At 56.9% G+C, this 25,913-nt stretch carries 24 protein-coding genes, 1 tRNA gene and 1 pseudogene; 15 read left to right on the forward strand and 11 right to left on the reverse strand.

The genetic code is table 11. The annotated features are described in order from the left end of the window. Positions 1 to 114: 114 nt before the first annotated feature. Complete coding sequence (locus tag FYJ24_RS13585) at positions 115 to 360, reverse strand: DDE-type integrase/transposase/recombinase (RefSeq protein WP_206192677.1); 246 nt, start codon at positions 358 to 360, stop codon at positions 115 to 117. Here FYJ24_RS13585 and FYJ24_RS12695 point away from each other — a divergent pair. After that, positions 340 to 696 (forward strand): hypothetical protein, encoded by a 357-nt coding sequence (locus tag FYJ24_RS12695; RefSeq protein WP_206192678.1) that lies wholly within the window; start codon positions 340 to 342, stop codon positions 694 to 696. The genes FYJ24_RS13585 and FYJ24_RS12695 overlap by 21 nt on opposite strands. Before the next feature lie 60 nt (positions 697 to 756). Here the strand turns inward: FYJ24_RS12695 and FYJ24_RS13055 are convergent, their stop codons facing one another. After that, positions 757 to 1,062, reverse strand: coding sequence for a transposase (locus FYJ24_RS13055; RefSeq protein WP_225872143.1), 306 nt, complete (start codon positions 1,060 to 1,062; stop codon positions 757 to 759). A 196-nt stretch (positions 1,063 to 1,258) separates the two neighbouring features. Here FYJ24_RS13055 and FYJ24_RS11145 point away from each other — a divergent pair, with 196 nt between their 5' ends. Together FYJ24_RS11145 and FYJ24_RS11150 are read left to right on the forward strand one after the other, a co-directional pair. Beyond that, entirely contained in the window at positions 1,259 to 1,480 is a 222-nt protein-coding gene (locus FYJ24_RS11145) for a hypothetical protein (protein WP_154546421.1), read from the forward strand. Between the two features lie 107 nt (positions 1,481 to 1,587). Then, complete coding sequence (locus FYJ24_RS11150; RefSeq protein ID WP_154546422.1) at positions 1,588 to 2,202, forward strand: hypothetical protein; 615 nt, start codon at positions 1,588 to 1,590, stop codon at positions 2,200 to 2,202. A 235-nt stretch (positions 2,203 to 2,437) separates the two neighbouring features. Here FYJ24_RS11150 and FYJ24_RS11155 read toward each other — a convergent pair whose 3' ends face one another. Both FYJ24_RS11155 and aceE read right to left on the reverse strand, forming a co-directional pair. Beyond that, positions 2,438 to 3,196, reverse strand: a complete 759-nt coding sequence (locus FYJ24_RS11155) for an NAD-dependent protein deacylase (protein WP_154546424.1) — start codon at positions 3,194 to 3,196, stop codon at positions 2,438 to 2,440. A gap of 10 nt (positions 3,197 to 3,206) precedes the next feature. Beyond that, positions 3,207 to 5,957 (reverse strand): pyruvate dehydrogenase (acetyl-transferring), homodimeric type, encoded by a 2,751-nt coding sequence (gene aceE, locus FYJ24_RS11160; RefSeq protein ID WP_318656679.1) that lies wholly within the window; start codon positions 5,955 to 5,957, stop codon positions 3,207 to 3,209. 178 nt (positions 5,958 to 6,135) lie between these two features. Here aceE and FYJ24_RS11165 point away from each other — a divergent pair, with 178 nt between their 5' ends. Then, complete coding sequence (locus FYJ24_RS11165; RefSeq protein ID WP_318656680.1) at positions 6,136 to 6,537, forward strand: DUF3052 domain-containing protein; 402 nt, start codon at positions 6,136 to 6,138, stop codon at positions 6,535 to 6,537. 301 nt (positions 6,538 to 6,838) lie between these two features. On the opposite strand, the gene FYJ24_RS11170 is transcribed toward FYJ24_RS11165, so the two are convergent. Beyond that, positions 6,839 to 7,312 (reverse strand): GNAT family N-acetyltransferase, encoded by a 474-nt coding sequence (locus FYJ24_RS11170; protein WP_206192679.1) that lies wholly within the window; start codon positions 7,310 to 7,312, stop codon positions 6,839 to 6,841. A 201-nt stretch (positions 7,313 to 7,513) separates the two neighbouring features. Between FYJ24_RS11170 and FYJ24_RS11175 the strand changes: the two genes are divergently transcribed. After that, positions 7,514 to 7,590 (forward strand) — tRNA-Val (locus tag FYJ24_RS11175). 417 nt (positions 7,591 to 8,007) lie between these two features. On the opposite strand, the gene FYJ24_RS11180 is transcribed toward FYJ24_RS11175, so the two are convergent. The 3 genes from FYJ24_RS11180 to FYJ24_RS11190 form a co-directional block, all read right to left on the reverse strand. Continuing rightward, on the reverse strand, positions 8,008 to 8,400 hold the full coding sequence (locus FYJ24_RS11180) for a GntR family transcriptional regulator (RefSeq protein ID WP_154546426.1): 393 nt from the start codon (positions 8,398 to 8,400) through the stop codon (positions 8,008 to 8,010). Positions 8,401 to 8,411: 11 nt separating this feature from the next. Further along, on the reverse strand, positions 8,412 to 9,422 hold the full coding sequence (locus FYJ24_RS11185; protein WP_154546428.1) for an SdpI family protein: 1,011 nt from the start codon (positions 9,420 to 9,422) through the stop codon (positions 8,412 to 8,414). Positions 9,423 to 9,524: 102 nt separating this feature from the next. Next, entirely contained in the window at positions 9,525 to 10,235 is a 711-nt protein-coding gene (locus FYJ24_RS11190) for a zinc ribbon domain-containing protein (protein ID WP_206192680.1), read from the reverse strand. 7 nt (positions 10,236 to 10,242) lie between these two features. Between FYJ24_RS11190 and FYJ24_RS11195 the strand changes: the two genes are divergently transcribed. Further along, a complete protein-coding gene (locus FYJ24_RS11195; protein ID WP_206192681.1) occupies positions 10,243 to 10,620 on the forward strand; it encodes a hypothetical protein in 378 nt (125 codons plus the stop codon). Between the two features lie 205 nt (positions 10,621 to 10,825). Here FYJ24_RS11195 and FYJ24_RS11200 read toward each other — a convergent pair whose 3' ends face one another. After that, the gene (locus FYJ24_RS11200) at positions 10,826 to 12,082 is read right to left on the reverse strand and encodes an ROK family protein (protein WP_206192682.1); all 1,257 of its coding nucleotides are present in this window, start codon (positions 12,080 to 12,082) and stop codon (positions 10,826 to 10,828) included. Between the two features lie 96 nt (positions 12,083 to 12,178). On the opposite strand from FYJ24_RS11200, the gene FYJ24_RS11205 reads away from it, so the two are divergent. The 9 genes and pseudogenes from FYJ24_RS11205 (at position 12,179) to FYJ24_RS11240 (ending at position 22,933) form a co-directional block, all read left to right on the forward strand. After that, positions 12,179 to 13,459 carry an ABC transporter substrate-binding protein gene (locus FYJ24_RS11205; protein ID WP_154546434.1) on the forward strand — a complete coding sequence of 427 codons (1,281 nt, stop codon included), beginning with the start codon at positions 12,179 to 12,181 and terminating at the stop codon, positions 13,457 to 13,459. 9 nt (positions 13,460 to 13,468) lie between these two features. Beyond that, a complete protein-coding gene (locus tag FYJ24_RS11210) occupies positions 13,469 to 14,407 on the forward strand; it encodes a carbohydrate ABC transporter permease (RefSeq protein WP_206192683.1) in 939 nt (312 codons plus the stop codon). Continuing rightward, positions 14,407 to 15,321: a carbohydrate ABC transporter permease gene (locus tag FYJ24_RS11215; RefSeq protein WP_206192684.1), complete on the forward strand. Its 915-nt coding sequence runs from the start codon at positions 14,407 to 14,409 to the stop codon at positions 15,319 to 15,321. The genes FYJ24_RS11210 and FYJ24_RS11215 overlap by 1 nt, the downstream gene beginning before the upstream one ends. Before the next feature lie 46 nt (positions 15,322 to 15,367). Next, the gene (locus tag FYJ24_RS11220) at positions 15,368 to 17,065 is read left to right on the forward strand and encodes a glycoside hydrolase family 13 protein (RefSeq protein ID WP_154546436.1); all 1,698 of its coding nucleotides are present in this window, start codon (positions 15,368 to 15,370) and stop codon (positions 17,063 to 17,065) included. A gap of 296 nt (positions 17,066 to 17,361) precedes the next feature. Then, a pseudogene (locus tag FYJ24_RS13225) lies at positions 17,362 to 18,207 on the forward strand (DUF5682 family protein); the annotation flags it as partial. 81 nt (positions 18,208 to 18,288) lie between these two features. Beyond that, on the forward strand, positions 18,289 to 19,005 hold the full coding sequence (locus FYJ24_RS13230) for a DUF5682 family protein (protein ID WP_318656682.1): 717 nt from the start codon (positions 18,289 to 18,291) through the stop codon (positions 19,003 to 19,005). After that, on the forward strand, positions 19,002 to 20,117 hold the full coding sequence (locus FYJ24_RS13450; RefSeq protein WP_206192685.1) for a VWA domain-containing protein: 1,116 nt from the start codon (positions 19,002 to 19,004) through the stop codon (positions 20,115 to 20,117). Before FYJ24_RS13230 ends, FYJ24_RS13450 begins: the two co-directional genes overlap by 4 nt. Continuing rightward, entirely contained in the window at positions 20,114 to 21,862 is a 1,749-nt protein-coding gene (locus tag FYJ24_RS11235; protein WP_154546440.1) for a 2-(3-amino-3-carboxypropyl)histidine synthase subunit 1/2, read from the forward strand. The genes FYJ24_RS13450 and FYJ24_RS11235 overlap by 4 nt, the downstream gene beginning before the upstream one ends. Before the next feature lie 195 nt (positions 21,863 to 22,057). Next, the gene (locus FYJ24_RS11240) at positions 22,058 to 22,933 is read left to right on the forward strand and encodes a P-loop NTPase family protein (protein ID WP_154546442.1); all 876 of its coding nucleotides are present in this window, start codon (positions 22,058 to 22,060) and stop codon (positions 22,931 to 22,933) included. Between the two features lie 253 nt (positions 22,934 to 23,186). Here the strand turns inward: FYJ24_RS11240 and FYJ24_RS11245 are convergent, their stop codons facing one another. After that, positions 23,187 to 24,389, reverse strand: a complete 1,203-nt coding sequence (locus tag FYJ24_RS11245; protein ID WP_154546444.1) for an IS110 family RNA-guided transposase — start codon at positions 24,387 to 24,389, stop codon at positions 23,187 to 23,189. Positions 24,390 to 24,637: 248 nt separating this feature from the next. Continuing rightward, positions 24,638 to 25,906, reverse strand: a complete 1,269-nt coding sequence (locus FYJ24_RS11250) for a protein kinase domain-containing protein (protein WP_154546446.1) — start codon at positions 25,904 to 25,906, stop codon at positions 24,638 to 24,640. Positions 25,907 to 25,913: the final 7 nt, after the last annotated feature.

Below are 25,913 nucleotides of genomic sequence, written 5' to 3' on the forward strand. Positions count from 1 at the left end.
CGAATGTAAGCCACAACCCCATTCTAACAAGGCCCCTAGTGCCCCAACCCAGACACCCAAACCGCGTAAACAAGCCAAAACCAACAACCCAAAACGCCGTCTCAGGACCCCATGTCAGAAGTCAGGTTTGAGGGCGCGCTGGTATTTGCGGGACTGAAATTGAGATCCGCGGTCCGAATGGACCTTACATCCCTGCACATTTCCGCGGATAGCCACCGCGTTCTCTAAGGCGTTCACTGCGAGGCTGGCCCTCATCCGTGGCCCAATGGAGTACCCCACGATCCGCCCCGAGTAGGCGTCCTTCACAGCACACAAGTAGAGCTTGCCTTCACTCGCCCAATGCTCCGAAATGTCCGTCAACCACAGCTCATTAGTGCTGCTAGCCGTGAAGCGGTGCCGGGTAACGCCGTGCTTGTCCTCATAGGCACAGAGGTCATCATGGACAGGAGGTCCCGGCTTAGCCCTTTTACCTCTTTTCTTCCCGAAAGAAGACCACCAGCCATTCTCGCAGCAGATCGCCCAAGCGGCTCGATCACACATGCTCTGGCCAGCGTCTTTCGCTTCGTCAGCCAGGAGGCGATGACCGAACTGCGGATCATCCCTGTGAGCGTCAAACAACGCATTAGCCCGGTAATGCTTGCCTCACTTCAGACTCACTCACTGGGTTCTTCAACCACCGGTAGTACGGGGCTCTAGAGAGCTTGAGGACCCGCAAGGACACCGAGACAGGGATACCGTCTGCGGCGAGCTCGCTCACTAGCGGGTAAAGCCAAATCCTGGCAGATTCGCCTGCGACACATAGGCCGCGGCGCGGCGGAGAACCTCATTTTCTTGTTCAAGCAGACGGTTCCGTTTACGCAGTTCTCGAAGCTCCCCCGACTCAGCTTTAGTAACCCCTGGCTTCTCCCCAGATTCAACGCGAGCCTGCCGCAGCCACTTATCCAGTGTCCCCACATGGATCCCGAAATCCTTCGCGATCATCTTGATCGTCACCCCAGGCTCGCGGGCAGCAACCACCCTCAAGACATCCTCACGGAACTCTTGTGGATACGCAGTAGGCATAACACCATCCTCCCAGGCCAGCAAAAACTAGCCAAGTCAAACGCCACCTACACGCGCAGCAGTCCCTTGGTTTGGTCTTGCGCATATCGTATTGATCCGCCAGAATAATATGTGGCGGCAAGTGTTGCCGTCACGCAAGGAAAGGCTACCTGCACGATCTGAGTGCAAACCACCTTGCAGAGAGGAGGATGAAGAAATGAATCAAAAGAAGAAAGTATCAATACACGATCGCAATCGCGGATATCAAGCGTTAAATTTGGTCGATACTGGGTTGGCAGATGTTGTTCGTCCGTGGTTCACGGGTTACGAAGGGCCGGCTGCTCGTCGTATCGAAACTGCAATTAACGCTTTGGATCGGCCCGCACAACGGGATCGTGCTGCAGACTTCTTAGGCCTGGAAATTAAGCCAGCTGCCTGATTTTTGCTGGTTGCGCCTATTCTGAGGTGCAACCAGCAAGAATTGATGTGTCTTAGCCTCATGGGAACATGGAGTCGCCTCGGGCAAAAAATAGATATGCTGCTTTTATGCCTATTTTAGAAGAGGCGACACGCACTCGAGTTTTGTCCTATGTATCCGCCGGGTTTGTCGTCGGCATAGGTCTTCTGTGCATGACACAATCGTCCAGTCCGGCATTCTATATTGGTTGCTTTCTCCCTCTCGGCGGACTATTTCTTATACGCGATAGAGCGAATCATTTTTTTCGACCGCTCCATGTGAAGACTTGGGACGTGGTGATGGGTTTGGTTCTAGCTGCCCTTGCATGTGTAGTTGTCACAGGCGTCATTCTTAATGCTGCCAGACAACCTACTTTTGTCGAGGGTTTCTCTATTGAAAAGTTTTACGAAGGTCCTTTTGCCGCGCTTGGGTTGCAGGCGGCATCAATAGTATTTTTCTGTTCTTTTAGCCGCTGTATGCCGCGGGTAGTGGCACTATTCTTGAGCGTATTTATGATGAGTGTCTATCAGACGGTACTGGTGGGGTGGGATACTCCTCAGCTATTGCTGGTTTTTATGCCATTAGAGTGGATTTTCCTTTACGGATATGTGAAGACGCGCAGTATAGTGGCGGTAATGACGGGCCGCATAGCCTTTGCCCTGTCAGTAATGAGTATGCAAGGGCTTGCTTACCTGGTACGTTGATTGATCAATTACCGCACGATGAAAGCCATCAACGTAAGACAGTATCCAGCGTGGCTCATAGCAGTTAGGTGGGGGATAAATATCAGTGTCCACCTATTCCCTCGGGAGTACCGGAAGCAACGGGAGCAGCGTCGCCTCGCATATTGGGATCGATTACGCCATGGGGGGCAATGCAACTTCCATCTCCCGGGCCAGCGATCACGGAACTTCGTGTACTCGAATCACGCTCTCATAGCTAAGACATCTGGAGTAGCTGTTCTACTGTGCTGAGTGTTTGCCCGATGGGTTCGCGAATGATCAGATCCGCCTGGTAATCAGCTGGGGTGGGAGAAAGATTTACCAAGACAATGTGAGATCCGCGAAAAGCGTTGACCAATCCGGCTGCCGGGAAGACAGATAGGGAAGTACCACAGACTATAAGAACTTCAGCCTGGGAGACGGCTTGAACGGACCGGGAAACTGCCTCATCAGGAAGCGACTCACCGTAAAGGACCACATCTGGCTTGAGCGCAGCGCCGCATGTACACGTGGGGACAGGAGTCCCTGAGTCCAACTGTTTGATCACCTCGTCCAGAGGAGCTGTAGAGGTGCAGGCAACGCAATGGAATTTTTCCAGAGTGCCATGAACTTCCCAAACTTCTTTACTACCAGCCTTTTGGTGAAGGCCATCAATATTTTGGGTAATGACGCCGGCCAACAAACCGCGCTCTTCCCAATGAGCTAGCGCTCTATGTGCAGCATTTGGCGTTGCTTTTGGGTGGAACAAGAACTCGCGGGCATATTCGTAGAAAACTTCGGGGTTGGACGAAAAGAAACTGGCAGAAAGGATTTCCTCGGCCGGAAGGCCAAAGCGCTCTAATGTTGCCCTACGGGCTGACTCTGAACGGAAATCAGGAATACCAGATTCTGTAGAAACTCCGGCCCCACCAAAAAATACAGTGGAGCCGGAGTCCTTGAGGATCTGAGCGAAAATCTCAGCATCCGTACTCGTCATGATGAACTACTCAGTGAACCTCGTTGTCAGCAGGAAGGCCCACTGCATCGATCGCATAGTTGAACAGCTCATATCTGTCGATTGCTTCTTTAACCTTACTTCGGTCAATCTTGCCTTCATTTGCCAACCCTTGCAGTGCGCGAACTACGATTGATTCCGCATCAATGTGGAAGTAACGTCGTGCTGCGCGGCGAGTGTCGGAGACACCAAAGCCATCAGTGCCCAGGGTCAAGTATTGTCCAGGGATCCATGGGCGAATTTGGTCATGGACTAGATTGTCCCAGTCAGATGAAGCAACAAACGGCCCTTCTTGCCCGTGCAGCTGTTGGGTGAGGAAAGGTACACGCGGCTCGCTTTCTGGATGCAAGAAATTATGTTGTTCTGCTTCAATGCCATCACGGCGCAGTTCATTCCAGCTGGTAACTGACCATGTTGCGGCGTCAACCCCCCAGTCCTCGGCCAGCATTCGCTTGGCTTCGCGAATCCATGGGACACCTACCCCCGACGATAGCAACTGCACCTTGGGTCCGCCGGTGTTCGCATGGTCATCAAGACGATAGATTCCTTTGAGGAGGCCTTCAAGATCAAGATTCTCTGGCTCGGCAGGCTGAACGATCGGCTCGTTGTAGACAGTTAGATAATAGAGCACATTGGGATCGCGAGGATCATCTTTGCCATACATTCGTTGTAACCCGTCACGCACAATATGCTGAATTTCGTAGGCATATGCTGGATCGTATGACACGAAACCATGGTTGGTGGAAGCTAGGATATGCGAATGCCCATCCAAGTGCTGCAAGCCCTCACCAGTAAGGGTTGTGCGTCCAGCAGTAGCGCCAACGACAAATCCGCGCGCTAGCTGATCGGCTGCAGCCCAGAAAGCGTCTCCCGTGCGCTGGAAGCCAAACATGGAATAGAAGATATAGAACGGCACCATAGGCAAGTTATGAGTAGCGTAAGCAGTTCCCACTACTTGCAATGCAGCAGCAGACCCTGCTTCAGTAATGCCGGTGTGGAGGACCTGTCCTTCAATGGACTCCTTGTAAGACAACATCATGTCCGCGTCGACCGCGGTGTAATTCTGTCCGTGAGTGTTGAAGATCTTCGAGGTGGGGAAGATCGCATCCAAGCCAAAGGTGCGGGCCTCATCAGGAATAATTGGAACGATATATTTACCGACGTTTTTATCCCTAGCCAGATCTTTCAAGATCTTCACAAAAGCCATGGTCGAGGCGACTGGCTGCCCGCCAGAGCCTGTGCGGAGCTGCTCGAAGGGCTTCGTGGGCAGATCAGGCAATTTAGGATCGAAAGGCCTGCGTTCTGGTAGATAGCCTCCCAGTTTTTCGCGACGTTCTTTCATGTATAGCAAAGCCGGGTCGTCGTCTGCAGGCTTGTAATAGGGTGGGCAGTAGGGGTCCTTTTCCAGTTCTTCATCAGTGATGGGAATCTGGAGACGATCGCGCAGTGCCTTGGAATCCTCCAGAGTCAGTTTCTTCATCTGGTGGGTTGAGTTACGGCCAGCAAAGTTTGATCCCAGCGCATAGCCCTTGATGGTATGAGCCAAGATCACAGTCGGCTGTCCAGTGTGTTCCATAGCGGCCTTATAGGCTGCGTACACCTTCCGGTAGTCGTGGCCGCCACGTTGCAGATCCCAAATCTGATCATCAGTCCAGTTTTCGACCATTGCTTTAGTGCGAGGATCTCGACCGAAGAAATGCTCACGGACATACGCGCCATCGTTGGCCTTGAATGTCTGATAGTCGCCATCCAAGGTTTCATTCATGACGTTGACTAGTGCGTGGTCTTTATCAGCGGCAAGAAGTTGATCCCAACCGCGCCCCCACACAACCTTGATGACGTTCCAGCCTGCTCCTTTGAAGAAGGCCTCTAGCTCCTGGATGATCTTGCCATTACCACGGACTGGGCCATCGAGACGCTGCAAGTTGCAGTTCACCACGAAAGTGAGATTGTCCAGGCTTTGCTGTGCGGCCAACTGCAGCATTCCACGCGACTCAGGTTCATCCATTTCACCATCGCCGATGAACGCCCATGTGTGTTGTGCAGAGGTGTCTTTGATTCCGCGTAAGTGCAAATACTTATCTACCCATGCTTGGTAGATGGCCTCAGCAGGGCCAAGGCCCAAAGAGACGGTGGGATACTCCCAGAACGTGTCCATCTGGCGTGGGTGAGGGTACGAAGGAAGACCATCAGGAGTGGAAACCTGTTGGCGGAATCCGTCGAGCTGTTCTTCCGTGAGTCGCCCTTCAAGGAACGCACGGGCATACGGGCCAGGAGAGGCATGACCTTGGAAGAAAATGTGGTCGCCACCTCCTGGGTGATCCTTACCACGGAAGAAGTGGTTGAGACCCACCTCGTACAAAGTGGCAACCGAAGCATACGACGAAATATGGCCACCAACTTTGACCCCTGGACGCTGAGCTCGGGTCACCATCACGGCCGCATTCCAACGAATCCAGCGTCGATAGCGACGCTCCATTGCCTCGTCCCCAGGGAAATAAGGCTCCTGCTCTACCGGAATGGTATTGATGTAGGGAGTAGTTGTTTCCTGTGGGATCGCCACATCGCGACGCCTGGCCTCTTCCAGCATATGGAGGAGAACATACCGGGCACGGGGAGCGCCCTTCTCATCAATCAGTGCGTCAAGTGACTCTAACCAATCTTGGGTCTCAAGAGGATCATTGTCAGGAACCTGACTGAGGATTCCATTGACTACAGGCCGCTGGTCTTTACCCGTGCTCACGAGAAATCACATCCTTGAACGACTTCCATCTAACAGGTCTATTGTCCCACCTCTTGAGTAAATATGGGACCCAGGCCCCATGATTTATGCCTCAATCTGAGCGCCAGGTGACTTGTATGCTCTGATGCCTTACGATTTCACTGAAAGCTCATAGTGATTTTGAAGGGTGGTTTCTCAGGTGGCCGCAAGCCTCGGGTTCGCTCCGGGACAGGTAGTACAAGAGTTTTACTACGACGACGACGTCGATGAAGGCTTCCGTAGGGGGGTCGTCACTGACACAGGTAATGAATTGGCAGACCTCGACTATGGAGACGTTGTTGACGGGGTTTTGATCTGGTGGCGAGCCGATGACGCCGAAGAGGAAGACCTAGCAGATGTCCTGGTGGACGCGCTGGGCAGCCTCGATGACGACGGTGGAGTGATATGGGTTCTCACCCCCAAAGCGGGACGTCCGGGAACTGTTCCCCCCAGCGATGTGGAAGAAGCAGCAAAAACATGTGGGATGCAGTGCACATCGACTGCAAGTGCGGGGGCTGACTGGTCAGGTATACGCCTGGTCTCTCGCGGGCGTGCTCGGTAATCATCCCTCACCGGTGTATTACAGAGTCATAAAACTGAACCAAGGTCTATATTGAGGCCGGGGTTAAGGTTTATGACTAGGAGTTTTGGCGGAATCGTCGTGCTATCTACAGCTGCTAAACCGCAGTCTGGTGAGTTGCCTGCCAGTTCTCTCGAAGTTGTCTGGGGCTAACCAACGGATGAACTCTGGTCGCAACGCATTCCACTGTGAGTCTGTGATTGAAAACCAAGTAGTGTCATGGCTACAACCTTTGACGACCATGTGATTGCGGAACGTTCCTTCAAAAGTGAAGCCAAAGCGCTTAGCCGCGCTGGGAGGGAAGATTTCGGGCATCACATTTCCATTCCAAGCGTCGGTAGCCCAGGTCGAAGACAGTAGCCGCGCTAAGGAAAAATGCTTCTGTAGCACCGCGCGTCTTTGCCAGGAGTGGGCCACGCATGACGTTACCAAGCTCGATAGAGCCGTTTTTTGTATCAATACGCATGAGTGCTTGCCACCCTTCGGCTCGGCCAGAATCTTGATCTACCACCGCATAGTAGAGAGCTTCTGGTGCACTAATGCACTGGTGGGCCCATGAAGTGAACTCTCTGCGTGAGGCTGGTGCAGCTTGAAACATATATTGAAAGAGCTGTTCCTGTTCTGGTCCGCTGACAGCTGCGTACAAATCATCAATGTGTGACGGTTGTAATGCCTCAAGCCTCACGTATCTTCCAGGTATGACACTGCGACTGGGTCGAGGAACGCCTTGCCAATGGGTAAGGTCAGTCTCTTTCATTCGCGGTCTCCGTCAGGTTCCGAGAGTATGGCTGGCTACGTATCAATTTCGTGGGAGAGATTACATCATGACAAACGTTACAGTCATGTGATCTCTGTTCCGAGTATTAGCAGGGGCACCGCAAAGAATGCCGCCATGGGGTTGTGTTATGCCGATTATCATTTCAAGCACATTTCCCGCTAATATAGTGGAGTTGTTCCAGGGCCTATAGCTCAGTTGGCTAGAGCGCCACGTTTACACCGTGGATGTCGGGGGTTCGAGTCCCTCTGGGCCCACCACTTGGACACCCTTTTGGATACAATCCTTTTCCGGCTGATCGTCCAAACCTGACACCCGGTTTTCCGCGTGGTTCTGCGGTTCTTGGTGTGCGGCTCGAGTGCGTGAGAGCGGGCTGTCGCTTCCGTGATCGCCCTGAAAACGCCTCCGACAGCCCGGTTTCACCCGAACCATGCCTCGCGCCCCGCAAAGTTGAATACAGGGGGTATTCAAATCCTCGCGTGGAAGCGTCAGGGGGTTTCAACTTGGGCGTAGGGGGTTTCAAACCAAGAATCGACACCGGGCGGCTGTTGGTGCCGTGGGGCAACATGGGTGCGTGGAACGCCTTGGCAAGTGGTGGGCCGGCACGTCCTCACGCCGGGTATTGTTCGGCTGTTCTGGGTGCACTCAACTTAAGGGTGAGCGTGGATTGTGGTTGGCTAGCCTGCGTCCTTGTTCGTAGGGGGCATTCGGCTTGCAGGTGTTGCCATTTGCGTGCGGAGCAGAGAAATGAGGGCGTCGCCCGTGACGCCCAGTGCCGTCGCTTTGCTGATAAGGCGGTCCAGATCGTCTGATAGGACCATGAGCGTTTTAGCTTGGGGTGTGATGATTGCGCCGCGTCCGCGCCGTAGGGCGACGATACCTTCGTCTCGTAACTCTTGGTATGCCTTGAGAACGGTGTGGAGGTTGACGTCGAGCTGTTCGGCCAGGTCCCGGGCGCTGGGCAGTCGGTTGCCTGGGCTGAGGTTACCTAAGGACGCTTGTGCGCGGATAGACCCCGCGATCTGCTGGTAGAGCGGTGTTTCTGCGGAGGGGTCGACAACGATTAGCATCGTTTGTCCTCTCAGCGCTGCGTGTCGTTTGCCGTGAGGGCTGAGAGCAATGACGCGGCTGCGGTGGGATCATCGACGGTGATCGCGAGGACTTTCCCGCCAGTTTGGGTGACCTGCAGGGCGGGTCCGCGTCGGGTGATGATGGCCGTGCCGCCCGGGCGTACGCGCCACCCGTAGCCACCCCATTCGGCCAGCGGGCTGATCTTCGTCACGGAGACATCGGCGACTTCGTCCAGTGGGACGTGCCGCGAGGGCCAGCCCAGGTAAGACCGCACGACCAGCCCTTGAGCGCCTACAGAAACTCTGAACGATCCGTACACCAGGAGGGCTGCGACCAGTAAGAGGGACACTCCCAATAGGAGCCACGCCGCTGGCGCCTCGACTGAAGCGGTGAATGCCGCAAGCACAGCCGATCCTGCGGCGAGGGCAGCGACCGGGATGGTGATCCAGGGGGTTGTGACCGCACTTCCCGACCACGCGCCGGTCTGCGAGGGGGCCAGCTTCATCGGCTCAACCTGCACGCCGCCCAAGTTGGTGCTTTGTGTGGCACCGGGCAGCACCGCGTAGACGACCAGTGCCAGAGCGGTTGCCGCAAGGGCCGAGAACAAGAACGTCGGCAGGATCGACGCGCTTTGAGCCGCGTCCACCACGCCGCGCTGCATCTGTTGCGCCCCAACGGCGACGCCGAACAAAAGTAGGGAGACCCACACGGACATGGTCAACGTGAATCGAGCACCCGGCCCATAGGCACCGCTTCTGACATGAAGTGCAACTGGCACTGACAATGCCGCAGACAGGCCCCACGCGGCTAGAACCATAACCAAGTACGTCACGCGGGGCCCAAAACCATCAACCGTCCCGGACGGGCCCCAGTGGACGGCAATCGGGTCAGGCAGGCTTGAGTACCAAAGCGCACTGAGAGTAATGGCGATGATCGCTGCAACTGCAGGAATGCCCACGGCTACAAGCCAGATCCGCCAAGTGGACACTTGTGGCGCTTTATCGGTTGGTGAAGCGTGCATCAGTTGCCTCCATTGTTCTAGTTCTAATAGAACAACTGTAGAGAATGCTTGAGCGATTGGCAAAACGACCCGCCCCGTGGGTACCGAGACGCTGTACCCGGGCTAGGCGTGAGGCTCGTCTTTGAACCGAACCTCTATCGCGCCGTCCGCGCTGACCACGGCTTCGTCGACGAGGGTGTTCCACGCTTCCGGTGTGTAGGCCAGGGGTGGCTGGGTTTGTAGATAGTCGCAGACTTGGTGGGCTTGATGTCTGCGGGTCTCTCGGTTCTTGATGGCCTCGGCGGTCTTGATGCGCTTAGCGTCTGCCTTCTGGTACTTGCGTTCGAGGTCGGCGTAGTCGGCGTCGTATTGGTCGGGGTCAATAGCGGCGTGCGCGCCTTGGGCGATCAGGGTGTTCATGCGGGCGATCAATCCCTCGGCTTGCTCGTCCAGGGCAGCGAGTTCGACGTGGAGTTTGTCGGTGTTGAAGGTGGTGGCTTCTAGGAGCTCCAGTACGTCACCTGCGCCTGATAGTTTTCCAAGTCTTTCTGTGAGTGCTGCTGCGAACGCCCCCTCGATTTGGGTCTCAAGGACGTGGGGTGTGGTGCAGCCGGTCTTGTTGCCTTCGTATTTGTTGTTGCATCGCCAAATGCGACGCGAATACTTGCTGGTTGAGTGCCAGGTTTTCCGTCCGTACCATCCGCCGCATTGTCCGCAGCGGATCTTGGCGGCGAAGGGGTGGTCGCTGCGGACGCTGGGGTTTTTCCGCCGCTCGGTCTCACACTGGACTTGTTCCCCAGCAAGTAGTGACCTTTCGCTGGTTCTGGGTGACAATAGGGTTGTGGTTACGTTGATTGAAGGTTTCTGGTTGGCACTTGGCGTTTTGGTCGGTGTCGTCACGCTGGTGGGTGCCATGAATGGAGTCTTCGTCCGAACCATACTTCGGTCTTTGGAGAAGAAGTTCGCGGCTCAGGGTCGTCGTTTGGAGGAGAAGTTCGCGGCGCAGGATCAGCGATTTGGTGATCTCGACAAGAAGATTGACGCGCAAGGTTCACGTATTGACGAGCTCGAGACGGTAATGAAAGAGGAGTTTAGGGACCTTCGCGCTGAGGTGCGTGAGGGTTTCTCCGCTTCCGTGGAGCGCGACATGGCTCTTAGTGCTCGCGTGGATCGCATTGCAGACCGAGGCGAGCGTCTGGTGGCAGCACGTAGCGTGTAAGCATCATCGCGCACACTACTGGCGCGGTGCGCCCTCCCGTTTCTCGAGGGAGGGGCGTACCCTCCTTTTCTTTCGGACACAGCGGAGCCGCTCGGTTCGTGTGTTCGCGCTCCAGGATTCCCATGTAGGCTGCGGAACCTGGCGTGGTTATGGGGTGGTTCGCCGGAGTGTAGTCCTGGGCATCATGGCGATCCCGAAGAGGCAATCAACGCCGAGCGGCAAGTCTCAGCTCGAGGGCTTGAGCGCGAGCCAGGCGCGCTGCTGCCTGAACTGCCCCCGTCACTACGGCTCTGTCCCCGAGTTTTGATGCCACGATATCTGGGGGCTGGGAGTACGGATCTGTGGGGAGAGCACGTCTCGCTGCCTCAATGATCGGAGTGACACTGGGGCTGATTGCCCCAGCGATGACTACTCGTTCCGGGTCATACGCGCCCGCTACCATGGTGACTATGCGGGCTAAACGGGCAGCGACTTGGTCGACAATTCTCAGAGCATCAGGATCGCCCTCTTTCGCTGATTCGAGGACGATTCGGCCGCTGAGGTCCTCAGGTGAAGGCTTGCGAAGGGCGCTATCTGCAGCAACAGTGCCCTCTTCCAGCGCTTGACGCGCCAGCGCGGTGGCATGCCGACCCAGTCCGGATGTATCGTCGACGCCTTCGACATACTCGAGGGCACCTAGCTCACCGACTGCGCCTCTGGCACCGCGAAGTAAGTTACCGTCGACCACCACCCCGGATCCGAGCCTCGATCCAGCAAGGATCGTTACGAAGTTTCGACACTCCTGCGCCTCGCCCACCGCGCCCTCCGCCAGAGCAGCGAGTGAGGCGTCATTCTCAACTAGGACGATGGGGGCTAAAGACTCCAAGGCGGTTGTGAGGTTGGGGTTGACTCGCTGCCAAAAGCCGGATGCTTGCGCCGGTGATCGACCGTGAACGTCGACAGGAGCGGGAACGCCAACGCAGACGGCAAAGACCTGGGGGTGGTCACGACCAACGCCGGCAACGGCCCGTTCGATCACCTCGGTGACCATGAGGTTGCGAGGGTGCTCGTGCGCTTTTGGCGCGTCGCCCTCACTTCCCGGAAGTAGTCCAGAGTCGGTAGTAGCGACGGCGAGAGTGTCTCCACGCAAGTCTGCGGCGACGGCAGTTAGGTGCGTGTGGCCTGCGTCTACGCCAACCACGACCCCGGCATCGGCACAGAACTCAAACCGTCGCGCAGGACGTCCTTTGCGGTATTCGCCAGCCTCGCGGGCATTGGGCAGTTCGCGCAGTAGTCCGAGGTCGATGAGCGTTTGCATCGCCTCTATCGCGGTGGTTCGTGTCAGCGCTGTGGCTGCCATTACGTCGGTGGCCGTGAACTCGCTCGCATCCCAGGCGTAGTGCAGGACGGCGTCGAGGCTGGCCGGGTGCGAGGGCGGTTCAGAATCCCTCTTTTGATCAGGTATTGACAACATGCCATCCATGAGGTTTATAGTAACACTGCCGGGTTGATTTAGAGAGTAGATTTATGAGCAGGCAATACTAGGACGCACTCGCAGTGCGACTGTAGGGAGACGAGGATGTCAGGACCTAGAAGGACAGGGCGACGCATGATTGCGGCGCTGACGGGAATGGCCTTGGGAGGAGCGCTACTTACTGGCTGCTCATCAGGGCGCGAGGAAATTCGGTTCACTTTCAGCAAACGGGAAGCGATTCCATTCATCACGCAGGTAGTCGACGACTACAACGCTTCGCAGAGTGAGGTGCGGGTAGTGCTGGACACCTCAGGCATAGACGTACTTTCTGCTAGCTTCGTGCGGGGCAACCCGCCGGATATAATGCTCGCCAACTACAATTTCGAAGTTGCGCGGTTCGTCGACCGCTGCGTACTGAGCGACATTGGCGACACATCGGCAGCCACAATCGCGGACCAGGAGACACTTGGCCCGCTGATCGACCAGTACGGTCAGTGCGAAGGTAGAGTGAGTGCGTTGCCGTACTCCGTCATGGTTGCCTCAGTCATCTACAACAAAGAGATTTTCGAGCAACACGAACTGGAAATCCCCAAGACCTGGGACGAACTGATTGCACTATGTGATGAACTAGAGAGCCTGGACATCACTCCCTTCTACGCCACCTTCAAAGACGACTGGACTGTTGGGCAAGGATGGTTCGACTATTCAGTTGGTGGATCCATCGACACGCTGGCGTTCTTTGATGAATTGCGAGCCGAGGGTGCAGATGTCGGCCCGAATTCGGCCGTATCTTTCGAAAAGGACTTTGCGGAACCTCTGGACAAAATGCTGCTCCTCTCTGAGAACTATGTGAACGCAGACGCGGACAGTCGCAGTTATGGCGATGGAAACCTCGCCATGGCACAAGGGAAAGCGGCGATGTACTTGCAAGGTCCCTGGGCCTTCAGTGAGATCGCGAAGTCCGCTCCCGACCTAGAGTTGGGCACCTTTCCGCTCCCTATGACAGAAGACGAGTCAGACTTGGCGGTTCGCGTGAACATCGATTTGGCGGCAATGATTCCAGAGGCGTCGAAGCACAAAGAAGCTGCCCGCGACTTCCTCGAGTACCTGTATCAGCCGGAGATAATTGAGGAATACAACGCGTCACAGTTGGGGTTCACTCCCACCAAGGGCGCACCTGAACCCAGCGATCCTCGAATCCAGGGGATGATTCCCTACTACGAAGACGGCCAGATATATCAGGGAGCTTCCGTTTTGATTCCGAAATCGATCCCTGTATTTAGTTACGCGCAGGCCATGGTTATGGAGGGAAGTGAGGGCGAGTATCTCGAAACCCTCGACAACGATTGGGCTCGACTGGCGTTCCGGCAGCCGAGTGCAGATTAAGGAACTTGAATGATGACCACCACCACATCAACTGTCACCGGGCGCAGTAGCCGGGTTGCTGCGAACTCCCCGAAACCTCCGGCGCAGAAGAAGCGTCGCGTAGAACCAATCTACTATCTGTTCCTACTCCCCACAGTTCTGCTGTTCACTGTGGCGATTACCGTCCCTGGAGTGATGGGGATTTTCTTCAGTTTCACTGATTCCATTGGGATCGGGGAGTGGGACTTCATTGGCCTAACAAACTATATTGCCCTATTCGCCGATCCGGCGATTTTGCAGAGTTATCTCTTTACATTCGGCTTTGCCTTGGTCACGGTAATCGTCGTGAACGTGATCTCGTTGGCTTTGGCGCTGGGCTTAACCTCGCGAATTCGGTTCAAGACTACACTGCGTGCGGTATTCGTGATCCCAATGGTTGTCTCGGGGATCATCATTGCCTACGTCTTCAATTTCTTGTTCTCCAACTCTTTGCCCTCTTTGGGTGGAGCGCTAAACATTTCGTGGCTTGAAACCAGTATTCTCGCTAACCCGAATCTAGCGTGGATTGCGATCGTCATCGTGACTGCGTGGCAGGCCATCCCAGGGACGCTACTCATCTACATCGCTGGCCTTCTTTCAGTTCCAGCGGACGTGTACGAGGCGGCTGATATTGACGGCGCTACCAAATGGCAACGGTTCTCTAGGATCACCGTGCCGTTGGTGGCGGGTTACGTGGTGATCAACGTGATCTTGGGTTTCAAGAACTTCCTCAACGCCTACGACATAATCGTCGGCCTGACAAATGGGGGCCCAGGCACGGCAACCCGTTCAGTCGCAATGACCATCATTCAAGGTTTCAACGGTGGTGACTACGCCTATCAAATGGCGAACGCAACCATCTTCTTCATCGTCGCGATCCTGATCGCGCTTCTTCAACTGTCCGTGAATCGTGGAAGGAACCAACTCTGATGAGTGTTCAACCAGCACTAGAATTTGAAACAGTTGAGACCGAACTCGACCTAAAGGACATGAAGCCCGCAAAACCTCTGCGGGCCAAGAAAGAGGAACGCACCAATTGGTCGGCAACGGTCATCCTGATTCTCTGCACGGTCACGGTAATCCTGCCGCTCTACGTGACAATTTCAATGGCATTCAAGACGAAGAGCCAAGCGGTGGACGGCAACGCATTCTCGCTCCCGGCACCCTTCAGCATCGACGGATTTGTTGAGGCGTGGAACCTAACGAAGTTCCCCGTGGGCGCAGGCATATCCCTGCTGGTCACGGCAGGAACCGTGATTCTGACAATCCTACTGGCCGCATTTGCCTCGTACGCGATTGTCCGCAACTGGGATCGGAAACTCTTTCGGTACTCCTTCTTCTACTTGCTCGCCGCAATGTTCATCCCGTTCCCGGTAGTGGCGCTGCCGCAGATCCAGTTGACTGGATGGGTCGGCCTGGACAACCCGTTCGGTGTGATCATCCTGGCTAGTATGTTCCAGTTGAGCTTCTCCGTCATGCTGTTCACGGCGTTCTTGAGGTCGATCCCTCTGGAACTTGAGGAGGCCTCACGCATGGATGGCGCAACTACGTGGCAGACATTCTGGAAAATCATCTTCCCACTTCTGGGACCCATGAGCGCCACGGTTGGCATCTTCGCGTTCCTCTACGCATGGAATGACTTCATGATGCCCTCCCTGATCATCTCCGATCCGGCCCTGCAAACGCTGCCGGTCCGTCAGAACCTGTTCCAGAACCAATTCGCGAACAACTACAATGTCTCATTTGCCTCGTACCTAATGGCGATGGCCCCCGCAATCATTGCCTACCTATTTAGCCAACGCTGGGTGATGGAAGGCGTCACCCAGGGTGCCGTCAAAGGCTAACCTTCACCTCGGAAAACACAACATTTAGTATCGAAAGGGATACCTAATGGCCATATCAGAGAAGAATGCAGCGGCCTCATCGGCGTTGTCCACGAAAGAAGGTGCGCCGTGGTGGCGTCAGGCTGTGGTGTACCAGATATACCCTCGCAGTTTCGCCGACGGCAATGGTGACGGAATAGGCGACTTGAAGGGAATTCTTTCACGGGTGGACTACCTGGACCGCCTGGGTATCGATGCGGTGTGGCTCAGTCCGTTCTACCCTTCGGCGCTGGCAGACGGTGGATATGACGTCGCTGATTACCGGGATGTTGATCCGCGTCTTGGCTCACTAGAAGACTTTGACGACATGCTTGCCGCACTTCACGCCAGGGGGATCAAGGTCGTGATCGACATAGTCCCGAACCACACTTCGGACCTTCACCACTGGTTCCAGGAAGCGCTGAAGAGCGAACCCGGGTCATCTGCGCGGGGACGTTACATTTTCCGGGAGGGCAAGGGCCCCGATGGCTCTGAGCCGCCGACCGATTGGATCTCAGAATTTGGTGGTCCGGCCTGGACCCGGGTTGCCGATGGGCAGTGGTACTTGCACTCGTTTGCTCCCGAGCAGCCGGACTTAGATTGGAGTAAGCGCGAAGTGCGCGACGAGTTCCTCGATATCTTGAGATTCTGGTCAGACCGTGGGGTCGACGGTTTCCGCATCGATGTAGCGCACGGGTTGGCAAAGGATTTGACGGAGCCTCTTCCAAACAACGCAGAAATTGCGCTGTTACCCAGGGACAAGGGAGTGCACCCGTTATTTGATCGGGACGAGGTCCAAGAGATTTACGCGGAGTGGCGCGAACTGTTCAATCAGTACGACCCTCCCCGTTCGGCTGTTGCGGAGGCCTGGGTAGAGCCCACGCGCGTGCCTCGCTACGCGAATCAGAATAGTTTGGGGCAGGCGTTCAACTTCGACCTGCTTGAAGCAGACTTCGATGCTCCGAGTTTCCGGCGGATCGTCGACCACCATTTGAAAATGGCTCGCGAGTCGCAGTCGTCTAGCACTTGGGTGCTGTCAAACCACGACGTGGTTCGTCACCCAACGCGCTATGGGTTGCCGAACCCTCCTCGTTCTGGTTGGCGTCCCGATGTGAAGCACGGTTCGCAGTGGCTGCTCTCTGGAGGTGTTAGTCCAGAACTGCAGCGCGACCAGGGGCTAAGGCGCGCTCATGCTGCGACGTTGTTCGCGCTGGGCCTGCCTGGGTCCATGTATATCTATAACGGCGAGGAACTGGGCTTGCATGAGGTCGCTGAGATACCCGAGGAACAACGCCAAGATCCGACGTTCTTCCGCACCAATAAGGCGGAGATCGGGCGCGACGGATGCCGCGTCCCTCTGCCGTGGGTGGCGGAGGCTCCTGGGTTTGGGTTTGGCGAGGGAACGGCAACACCTCACCTGCCTCAACCCGAATGGTTTGCTGAATCGGCAGTGGATGTGGAAGAGGCAGATCCTGACTCAACGCTGCACTTGTACCGCAAGGCCCTGCACCTGCGTAGGGAGCTTCAAGGTGCGGAAGAACTGGAGTGGATCCCGACGGATAACCCGAAGGTTTTGCATTACCGCAGGCCAGGTGGGTGGGAAGTGGTCGCGAACTTCGGGGTGGAGCCGGTTGAAATCGGGGGTGCCCAGGTGTTGCTTGCCAGCCAACCTGTGGTCGAGGGAATGCTGCCGGGCGAGGCAACAGCCTGGCTCAAGGTCGAATAACCGCTAAGCCTCTGGGCAGCGCTCCGGGCCTGACACAGTGCTTTTCATGGCACTCCAATCGGTGCCGTCCGGAGCGCCGCGTTTTCGCCTAACGTTCCCGCTCGGCAGGTCATGCGCTACGGAACAGGTGCGCTCCACCTGGATCGAAGCTAACGTTCCCGCTCGGCAGGCCACGCGAAACAGAAGGCACAGGCTCTACTACGTGAAGCTAGTCGAACCCTTGATCGGGTATAACCCAAAGTGGATAGAGTCAGTCCTCGGGGGCTGTTCGCGAATCGTTCTACCCAGAGGAAGTTGCGTGGGCGGCGCTACCCAGGATTGAGGTCGAGCGCTCAACGTTGGATCATGATGGCACTCACGCCCGCGAAGCCGTGATGTCCGAGCTGGTGCAGCAACGTGCCTCGGGTGCAGATGGGCCCATCGTGGTGATCACGGGTGCGTTCCACACGCTTGCGTTGCTCGAATTCCTCGACGGGGTAGATGAGGCTGCGTGGCTCGGCAAGGCGGACCTGGATGAACTGGCACTTTCCCGTCCCGCCTGGCTGATCCGATTCGATTTCGCCCGTCTCGACTCGTTGCGCGGCTACGGGGAAGGAATGCCTGCACCCGGCTTTTGGCAGCGCGTCTGGAGCGGTCGAGATAAGCCTGCGGACGAGGTCACTATGGGCGTCCTCCTCGACATCGCAGAAGCAATCCGGCGCGGCGGGGAACAACTGAGCACCCCCGACGTCATCGAGGCAGCGGAGCAGGCGTTGCGGTTGGCAGAACTGCGCGGGCGGACGAGGCCCGGGCGCACTGATGTCCTCGACGCAATGTCGGGCTGTTTTGTGCGCGACGAGTCAGGATTTCGCGGTCCCGTTGGTGCGGCGATAACTGAGGTGTTCGGGGGGACCCAACTCGGCGAGGTGCCCCCGGGGCTGGCCTCACCACCGCTCATTGAGGAGGTGCGCGAGCGCGCAAGAAAGCTGCGGCTTGTCATTTCGGATGCCTCAGTCCGGACGGTCTCGCTTGACACCGCCCGAAAACCTGGGCACGTGCGGAGGCGCGAGTTCTTGGCGCAGATGCGTTTGTCCGGGTCTGGCTTTGCTCGCCAGGTGAGTGGCGCGGATCTGGTGGCCGGGACGGATTTAGGACTGATCCACGAAGAGTGGGAGTATGCGTGCCTCAAGGACAGTGTCGACGATGAACACTCAGTGGATTCCACTCTCGCCTGTTTGCAGGCCGTGGCTTGGCTGGTTGCAGACGAGGCTCGCATCTCGCTGACTGGCTATAGCGAGTTATTGTGCTCAATCATCGAGACGGGATTGGCAAATGTGGCCTACCACGTTTCTAGTTTGGGTGGACTGCCCGAAGATGAGGCCGATGAGGCTTGTCAGACCGTCCTGAAGTTGCGCGAACTGCTCGTGTTCTTGGGTTCCTCGTCCAAGTTCGAAATGATCGAGGTCGAAGCACCGATGCGCGAGCTCTCTCGTCTTCGAGACGAGGAGACGTCCTCACAGCTCCACGGGTGCCTGGTCGGGATAGCGCATGAGGACGGTGACCTCGACGTGGCAGGATTGATGCGTGAAGTACGCGCAAATCTTCATCCGGGCGTTGCCGCAGGGCGGCTTTCGGGATTTGTCGGGGGCCTGCTTCGAGCTTCGCCTGGTGCGATTCTTCACTCTGCTGAGTTCCTCGAAACCTTGAATAGTCGGCTCGGCGAACTCGATGAGAACAGTTTTCTCCAAGTTCTACCGGAGTTGAGAAAAGCCATCACATGGCTTCGGCCCACGGAAACGCACGACCTCGCGACGAGGATCGCTGAGTTGGTTGGCACTACTGCGGGTGAACTCGACGTGGTGATGAGGATCGATCCGGCGGACATTACCCGCGCCCGCGCCGTGGAGCTGTCTTTGGTCGAGTCGTTTGTGCGCGATGGAATTGAGGTGCCGCCACTGTGAATGTCACGCGTCGCTGGCGCCTGCTGCTCGGAAGATACGCCGAGGGTGACCTCCCTCTTTCCTCCGAGGACCAAGAAGTAGAGGATGCGCTGTCTTACCTCTACGACCGCGAGTATGAGATGCGTGGTCATCGTCGCGTGAGGCCCGACGGAGGAGGCACCCTCGACCCCTCGCACCCCATGGGTCTGCACTGGCTAAAGCGTTCCCGGGAGATCTTCCCCGCATCGGCACTGGAGCGGATGGAGCGAGATGCCATAGCCGAATACGGGATAAATGAACTGTTGGGTGATCCGCAGGCTGTAGAGACCGTTCACGCGAGCGCCGATCTGGCAGCAGTCCTGCTGCGCACGCGGGGATCTCTGGCTCCAGAGACATCAGATGGCGTTCGCGCATTGATTGCCAAAGTGATTGCCGAAATCATGGAGAGGTTGCGACCCCAGTTCACGACTGCACTTACAGGATCGACTGCTCTGCGCCGACGGTCACACCATGCGTCTCTTCGCAATCTCGATTGGCGGGGAACCATAGCCGCGAACCTGAAGAACGTCGACCCCCAGTCGGGCACAATGCTGGTCAGCGACGTTCGTTTTTTAGCGGGGAAGCGCCGTCGGAATCTGAACTGGCAGGTGACCTTGCTCGTTGATCAATCCCTGTCGATGGCGGATTCGGTGCTCCACAGTGCAATCTCAGCGGCGATTATCGCCGGTTTGCCTGGAATCACTGTGAGACTGTTGTTATTCGACACGTCGGTGGTCGACATGAGTTACCTCGCTGAGGATCCGATTGAAGTCCTTATGACGTCTCAGTTGGGGGGCGGTACAGATATAGCGAAAGCCCTGACTTACGCGGAACGGCAAATCGACCAACCAAGTCGCAGCGTGGTGGTCCTCATAACTGACTTCGATGAGGGCGGCTCAGTCTCGGCTCTTGTGGCAGCAACGAAACGGCTCGCCGAGGCGGGTGTGCGCCTCCTCGGACTAGCATCCCTGGCAGGCGACGCCAGTCCGAGGTATAACCGGCAAGTGGCGGCCCGACTAGCGAATGTCGGTATGGAGATCGCGGCGATGACGCCTGACCATTTCGCGAACTGGCTCGCTGAGGTGACCCAGTGACACCTCTTTTGGGAAGACTCGCAGGTCTAGATGACGAGGCCTTGGTGGCCAAGACGAACAGAGGGATGGTGCGCCGCGCAGGGAAGATCATCGGTACCGTCACGGAGCTGGCAGGGGAGACGAACTCCGTGCAGCTCGCGGTCGGCGATGCCCGGGTGACGGTCTCGTCGGGAGAAGGGCTGAAGGACGCGCGGTGTTCGTGCCCTGTCGCAGGGGTGTGTGTGCATCTTGTCGCTGTGTGCATCTGGGCTCGAGACAAGGTAGAGCCTGTCTACGACGCGGACCCAGCACAGAGGGAGGACCACGCACAGAGGGCGAACCACGCACGCGAGGCGGGTGCGGCTCACAGGGCGGACCCGACCCAGAGGGCGGCCCGCGCTCACGAAGAGCGGCCTGATGTTCAAGCGACCGTACACTCAGTCACGACCAAGCCCGGTCATGTTGCAAACTGGAGGGAAGCAGCAACGGACGTTCGCAGCGCGATCGAGGCCTGTTGGGGACTTGGCAGGGTTCGAGGTGCTGCCGGGGTGCGGCTTCGCCGTGCAAGTGAGCGTGCCCGCCTGGGTGGCCTGCCGTTGCTTGCCCGTCTGGCGGATTCGGCAGTTGACGAGATGGCGCATTTCTTCGAGCACACTGATGATGCCGACGAGGTCCGCTGCGTTTTAGCGTTGGCCGAAGCATGGGTGTTGGCGCGGAGCATCGAGGGAAGTGAGGAACCGCTTCCAGCCTCACTCAGTGGGAGTGTCCCCCGGGTCTCCGAACAAGCGGAAGTCGGAAGGCTTCTGCCGTTGGTGGCCTCCTGGAAAGTGACCACTGGAGGTGCCCGAGTGTTCACGTGGCATGCCCTCGATCTGGACCATTACAGGATTGAGTCTGTCACCACGGGCCGAGCCCCCGGGGCAGATCCGGGCTTTTGCGGCGATGTCGGGGTCTCCCTCTTGTGGAATGAGTCGGCCCGCACACTCACCTCCGGCATCGTTACGCTCCACGGCGCGGAGAGGCGTCCTGACGGAACACTGTCTGCGACCAGTAGAACACGTGTCTCGGTCTCGCCTTTTGGTGATCTGGACTGGGCAATGATCGCCGTTTGGGTGAACCAGCTATCGGATGGTTTTGCTCGCACCGCGTGGGGTTTCAGTGCGGAGCCGCTCAGAGTGATTCGGCCTCGGCACCGCTCTAGCCTTGGTGCGGTCGAACTGGACGAAGTTAGGCAACAGTTGGTTTTGCCGGTCACCGACCGTGATCGATGTCAGCATCGTCTGGTGGTTCCAGCAGACGCACGCGGCTCGGCCGTCCTCGCTGGAGTGGCTTCCTATTCGAAGGTCTTCGCGATTATTGCGGTGGGCAACTTGCCTGAGACAGTGCTAGTGAAAACTAGGGAAGGTGTCCAGCTCGTTCCTCTATCGTTCTTCGAACCCGATTATGGGACGTCTTTGCCTGTGCCTAAGCCCCTTTCCCGGGGACAGAAGCATTCCGCATTCACGCGGCCGGCGGCCCCAGATCCTCTTGTTCGGTTGCTTTCCCATTGTGCAGATCTGGTGACAGTCCTCTACGTGACGGGACAAAAGGAGTTGACCTCAAGGCAGCGTGATTCGCTCGATCAGTGTATTCGGGATGCTGATGATGTCGGTTTGGAAACCCTGGCCGGCGCCCTCCGCAGCACCCGCCGCGCTCCTCGCCCGGTCAGTGTTCTCTGGGCAGCTTTTGTGATTGATCGACTCAAGACTCTGGTTGGTGACGGTTAGGAGTCCTGAAGAAGCGCGTGGCCGTAACTGGCGGATTTCGAACTGTAAAGGACTGTAAAGATTGTAAAAGACCGTAAAAACTGTAAAGCTCTGTAAAGGAGGAGCTTGAGTGTGGTCCGCCCACAGGAGCGTCCTGGAAGGATCTGGTGAGAGGAATGGCAATGGGCATACGTAATCCATTCAAGCCCACGGCAGGTGCATCCGCCGGCGCTCGAAGGTCGTTCTAACCTCATTGATGAGTTCCTAGAGTCAATCGAAGATGGACCTGGCGCACCCGGCCGCCTCACACTCTATTCCGGTCCGCGAGGAATCGGGAAAACGGTGATGCTCAACGCTGTTGGGGATAGCGTTGCTGAACGCATGCAGTGGTTGGTTATCCATGAGACCGCTACACCCGGGTTCACTAGCCGCTTGGCGAAGGCGGCCTCGAACCTTCTCGATCACACGTCGCCTTTGGTGATTAGCGGCATCACGCTTCCTGTTGTAGGGGGCGGAATCCAACTGCGGGAATCCCCAAAACCGGCTGCTCTGCAGCTGAGGGAGGCCTTAACGGGATTATCGGACCAGTGTCGCGAGCGAGGCACAGGTTTGCTGATCACGAGTGATGAGATCCCCCAGGATGATCGTGAGGAAATGGTGCAGTTCGCCGCAGTCGCACAGCACCTAGTAAGGGAAAGTTGTGAGTTCGCGTTGGTTATGGCTGGGGTGCCCAGTGCTGTGGACGGTTTGCTGAACGAGGACGTGACGACATTCATGCGCCGTGCGGAACGCCATGATCTCACGGAGCTGCAAGAAGACGCGGCGTGTCACGCGCTGTCCCGACCGATGACAGATTCTGGCAAAAGGGTCGATCCGGACGCGATGTCTATCGCCGTCAAGGCGACGGAAGGTTATCCGTTCCTGATCCAGTTGATCGGATACCAGGTTTGGCGCAGAGCGCGCGACGGCGTAGTCGACCTGGATGCTGTTCGACAAGGAGTGGGCGCAGCCCAGGAACGGATCGCACAAGCGCGCGGATTGGATACAAGAGCGTGGAGCCGCGAAACCGGTGATTCACAATCAGAACGTTGACGAACCGCTTGAAATCAACGGGAACACGACAAAGTTGCCTGGCTCGCGAGAACCCTGGTTCGTTCAGATGAGCCGCGCGGCGGAGTGCCCTGAAGTCGCCTCACCCGGTTACTGCACCATAACGAAAGGAGTGTATAGGCGCGCGCTAAATCGTGTGCTAGCCGCTAACCGGTTTTCGCCGTCGCTCGGTTCTTGAGTCTCCCGCGCAGCAGTTCCTGGCCATTCGGCCTGGGGGGTGCCCCTATGTTGTTTGTCAAGCGGCTAGGACTATTTCGGGTGGTTCGTAGAGGGTGCCGTCGCGGAGCATAGCGTAGAGGACGCCGAGTCTGCGGTGGGCTAGGGCGATGATGGCTTGGTTGTGGCGTTTTCCTTGGGTGCGTTTGCGGTCGTAGTAGGCGCGACTGACGGGGTCGGTGCGGATTACCGCGAAGGCTGACAGGAACAATGCCCGTTTGAGTCTTTTGTTGCCACTGTGACTGACGCGTTCAGATTTGATCGAGGTACCGGATTGCCTAGTAGTCGGTGCTAGCCCGGCGTAGGAGGCCAGCGCTGCGGCACTGGTGAAGGTTTTCCCAGAGAGTTCAGCGATGATCACTGCGCAGGTCCTGAGCCCTACTCCAGGCATCGAGGTCAGGACCAGGTAAAGAGGGTGGCCCACCACGATTTCTTCAACCTCCCTGGTAACATCAGCGCGTTGTGCGTGGAGATGAATGAGCTGGCGAGCCAGGTGCGGAATGACGATACCCGCAGCATCAGTCCCGGTGACTGTCACGGTCTGCTTGGCCAGGGTGTTCAGGATTTCTTCGGTCCATGCCGAGTGCCTGCGTGCTCCGTGCTTCTTGAGTTTTGCATCGATCCTTGCTCTTCCCGCTTTGTGGAGCTTGTCTGGGGTTGGCCAAGTAATCAGCACTTCCAAAATGGCGTCGTGTTCCAGACGCAGTCCTAGCACTTTCTCCAGGGCGGGGTGGATCTGCGTGAACAAGCCGCGTATCCGGTTCGATACCTGGTTTACCTGACGGGATAGATCAAGATCGAAGCCGGTGAGCATCCCCAAGGTAGCTTCATCAACGTCGGCTGGAGTGAGTTCACGTAGCGTGTGTGGCAGGCTCCTGGCGGCGTCAGCGATGATGAACGCGTCTTTCTCATCGGTTTTCGCATCCCCCGAATACAGGTTGGCGATACGTCGCATCGTGAGTCCCGGCAGGTAAGCCACGGGGATTCCCATGTGCTGGGCCACCGCGACTGCTAGCGCGCCGATTGTTGCGGGCTGGTCCACAACCACTAGCAGAGATCCGTGCTCCTGCAGTCGGGTGTATATGTCGACGAGTTTCGCTTCGTCGTTTGGTAGTGCCTTGTTCCACACTACCTTTTGCTCCGCGGTGACTGCGCAGGCCCAGTGCTCGGTTTTGCCGACATCCAGACCTAAAAAGACGTGCGGTGTTTCTTGAGTGACCATCTTCGCTCCTCTCAACTGCCACTTTTCAATGTAGTCGGTCAGGTCTAGACAGTACGTCTCACATCCACGTTACGACAGGCATCTGGAATCAGTGCCGAGCCCCTCATCAGCGATCACCCACTGCCAATCGTCTCTGGTGGCAACACCCCCGGATCATTGGGTAGACAGGGGCAAGACACCATGCCAGAGCGACTGACCGACAAGCCCCATCATCCCCGACGAAAGGACCCATCAACAAGGTAACGGGTCTAGGAGTCAGCAAGATCCCGCACGAGTTCTGTGCGACGTTTTGATGACCATCTTTGTCGTGCTTCCTCGGCAAAGTAACTCCAGGTGTCCGTGGTATGCAACGCTTCGCGTGCGATAGTTTCAACTTCCTGGGATTGGCGGTCAATCCACCCCACCGTGGCTCGCCGAGGCGTCCACTGATCCAGACGCTCAGTAGCACGCATCTGGGCGGCCAGAACCGTGCCCAGTTCATCAAGATTCTGGTCATTGTTCAGCGCGTCACAAACCGAGAGCAGCCAAACAAGATACCGGTCAACGTTGTCACGACCTATTGAATTGAAATGCTCACCGAGATCCTCAGAAATCTGAATGCATGTGCTCACAAGGCCAGACAGATCGTCATCAGACCACACCAGCAGCTGTTCCTCGTCAAGTGTAATCATTCGCCTAACAAGCGGCGGCAGTTGATCAGGTCGTTCCAACAGATAACCATGAATTTCAGTGTACTGCGCCTCGTCGAACAACGAGTCAAGTTTGGCTTTCGTGGGATGCATGTGCTTCTTGAAGTGAACCAAGAAATCATCCATTGAAACGAAGCGACGGTGCTGGTCTTGTTCTGTAGCTCGCAAGATCGTCGATGTGAGAGAGCCAAGCGCTGAGTAAGGGACTCCGGGAACAGGGGCTTTACCTGTCAACATCCAGCCCATTAGTAGACCCGCTGAATAAACGTCAGTCGCAGGGGAAGTATCATGAGCGTCGATGAACTGCTCCGGTGCAGCCCAGGCTCGGGTACCTGTCAAGGATCCACGAACCGTCAATGGGGCTGTCGTCAAGCCCGGCGCGTTTCGGACGATCCCGAAGTCTGCGACAACCCACCGACCAGGGGCTTCAGTCGACAAGAACAAAATGTTCTCCGGCTTGAGATCGCGATGAACTTGCACCTGGGCATGGAGCGGGCGAAGTGAATCCGCAACGGTCTGAAGGATCGTAAGTGCGTCCTCAGGACGACTTACTGGTACTCGCTCGGAGTTTAGCGTCTTTGAGGCGAGAGGCATCGTGTACCAGGTATAGGTGTCATCGTGATCAAGGATCGGCATGGTGCTCTGCCCTGCCACATCAAGCATCGCTTTAATCTCGCGCTCGAAGCGTCGGTGAACACTGCCTTGGTTATCAGCGACTTTGAGAGCCACTTCCTCACCGGTGGGCGATAGCGCTTTGACCACGCTGACGAAGTCGTGACTTGCGATGTGGTCTATGTAGGTGTATCCCTGTGGGTAGATCAGTGCCATCGCGCAC

It is taken from the genome of Scrofimicrobium canadense (genome assembly GCF_009696615.1).
GTDB lineage: Bacteria > Actinomycetota > Actinomycetes > Actinomycetales > Actinomycetaceae > Scrofimicrobium > Scrofimicrobium canadense.

Excerpts from the sequence above, each read along its gene's own strand:
- FYJ24_RS11145 (WP_154546421.1), top strand. The coding sequence starts at position 1,259 with ATGAATCAAAAGAAGAAAGTATCAATACACGATCGCAATCGCGGATAT.
- FYJ24_RS11200 (WP_206192682.1), bottom strand. The coding sequence starts at position 12,082 with ATGGATGGCATGTTGTCAATACCTGATCAAAAGAGGGATTCTGAACCG.
- FYJ24_RS11205 (WP_154546434.1), top strand. The coding sequence starts at position 12,179 with ATGTCAGGACCTAGAAGGACAGGGCGACGCATGATTGCGGCGCTGACG.
- FYJ24_RS12695 (WP_206192678.1), top strand. The coding sequence starts at position 340 with ATGCTCCGAAATGTCCGTCAACCACAGCTCATTAGTGCTGCTAGCCGT.
- FYJ24_RS11180 (WP_154546426.1), bottom strand. The coding sequence starts at position 8,400 with ATGCTAATCGTTGTCGACCCCTCCGCAGAAACACCGCTCTACCAGCAG.
- FYJ24_RS11150 (WP_154546422.1), top strand. The coding sequence starts at position 1,588 with ATGCCTATTTTAGAAGAGGCGACACGCACTCGAGTTTTGTCCTATGTA.
- FYJ24_RS11185 (WP_154546428.1), bottom strand. The coding sequence starts at position 9,422 with ATGCACGCTTCACCAACCGATAAAGCGCCACAAGTGTCCACTTGGCGG.
- FYJ24_RS11220 (WP_154546436.1), top strand. The coding sequence starts at position 15,368 with ATGGCCATATCAGAGAAGAATGCAGCGGCCTCATCGGCGTTGTCCACG.
- FYJ24_RS13055 (WP_225872143.1), bottom strand. The coding sequence starts at position 1,062 with ATGCCTACTGCGTATCCACAAGAGTTCCGTGAGGATGTCTTGAGGGTG.
- FYJ24_RS11245 (WP_154546444.1), bottom strand. The coding sequence starts at position 24,389 with ATGGTCACTCAAGAAACACCGCACGTCTTTTTAGGTCTGGATGTCGGC.
- FYJ24_RS11250 (WP_154546446.1), bottom strand. The coding sequence starts at position 25,906 with ATGGCACTGATCTACCCACAGGGATACACCTACATAGACCACATCGCA.
- FYJ24_RS11155 (WP_154546424.1), bottom strand. The coding sequence starts at position 3,196 with ATGACGAGTACGGATGCTGAGATTTTCGCTCAGATCCTCAAGGACTCC.
- FYJ24_RS11215 (WP_206192684.1), top strand. The coding sequence starts at position 14,407 with ATGAGTGTTCAACCAGCACTAGAATTTGAAACAGTTGAGACCGAACTC.
- FYJ24_RS11170 (WP_206192679.1), bottom strand. The coding sequence starts at position 7,312 with ATGAAAGAGACTGACCTTACCCATTGGCAAGGCGTTCCTCGACCCAGT.
- FYJ24_RS11210 (WP_206192683.1), top strand. The coding sequence starts at position 13,469 with ATGATGACCACCACCACATCAACTGTCACCGGGCGCAGTAGCCGGGTT.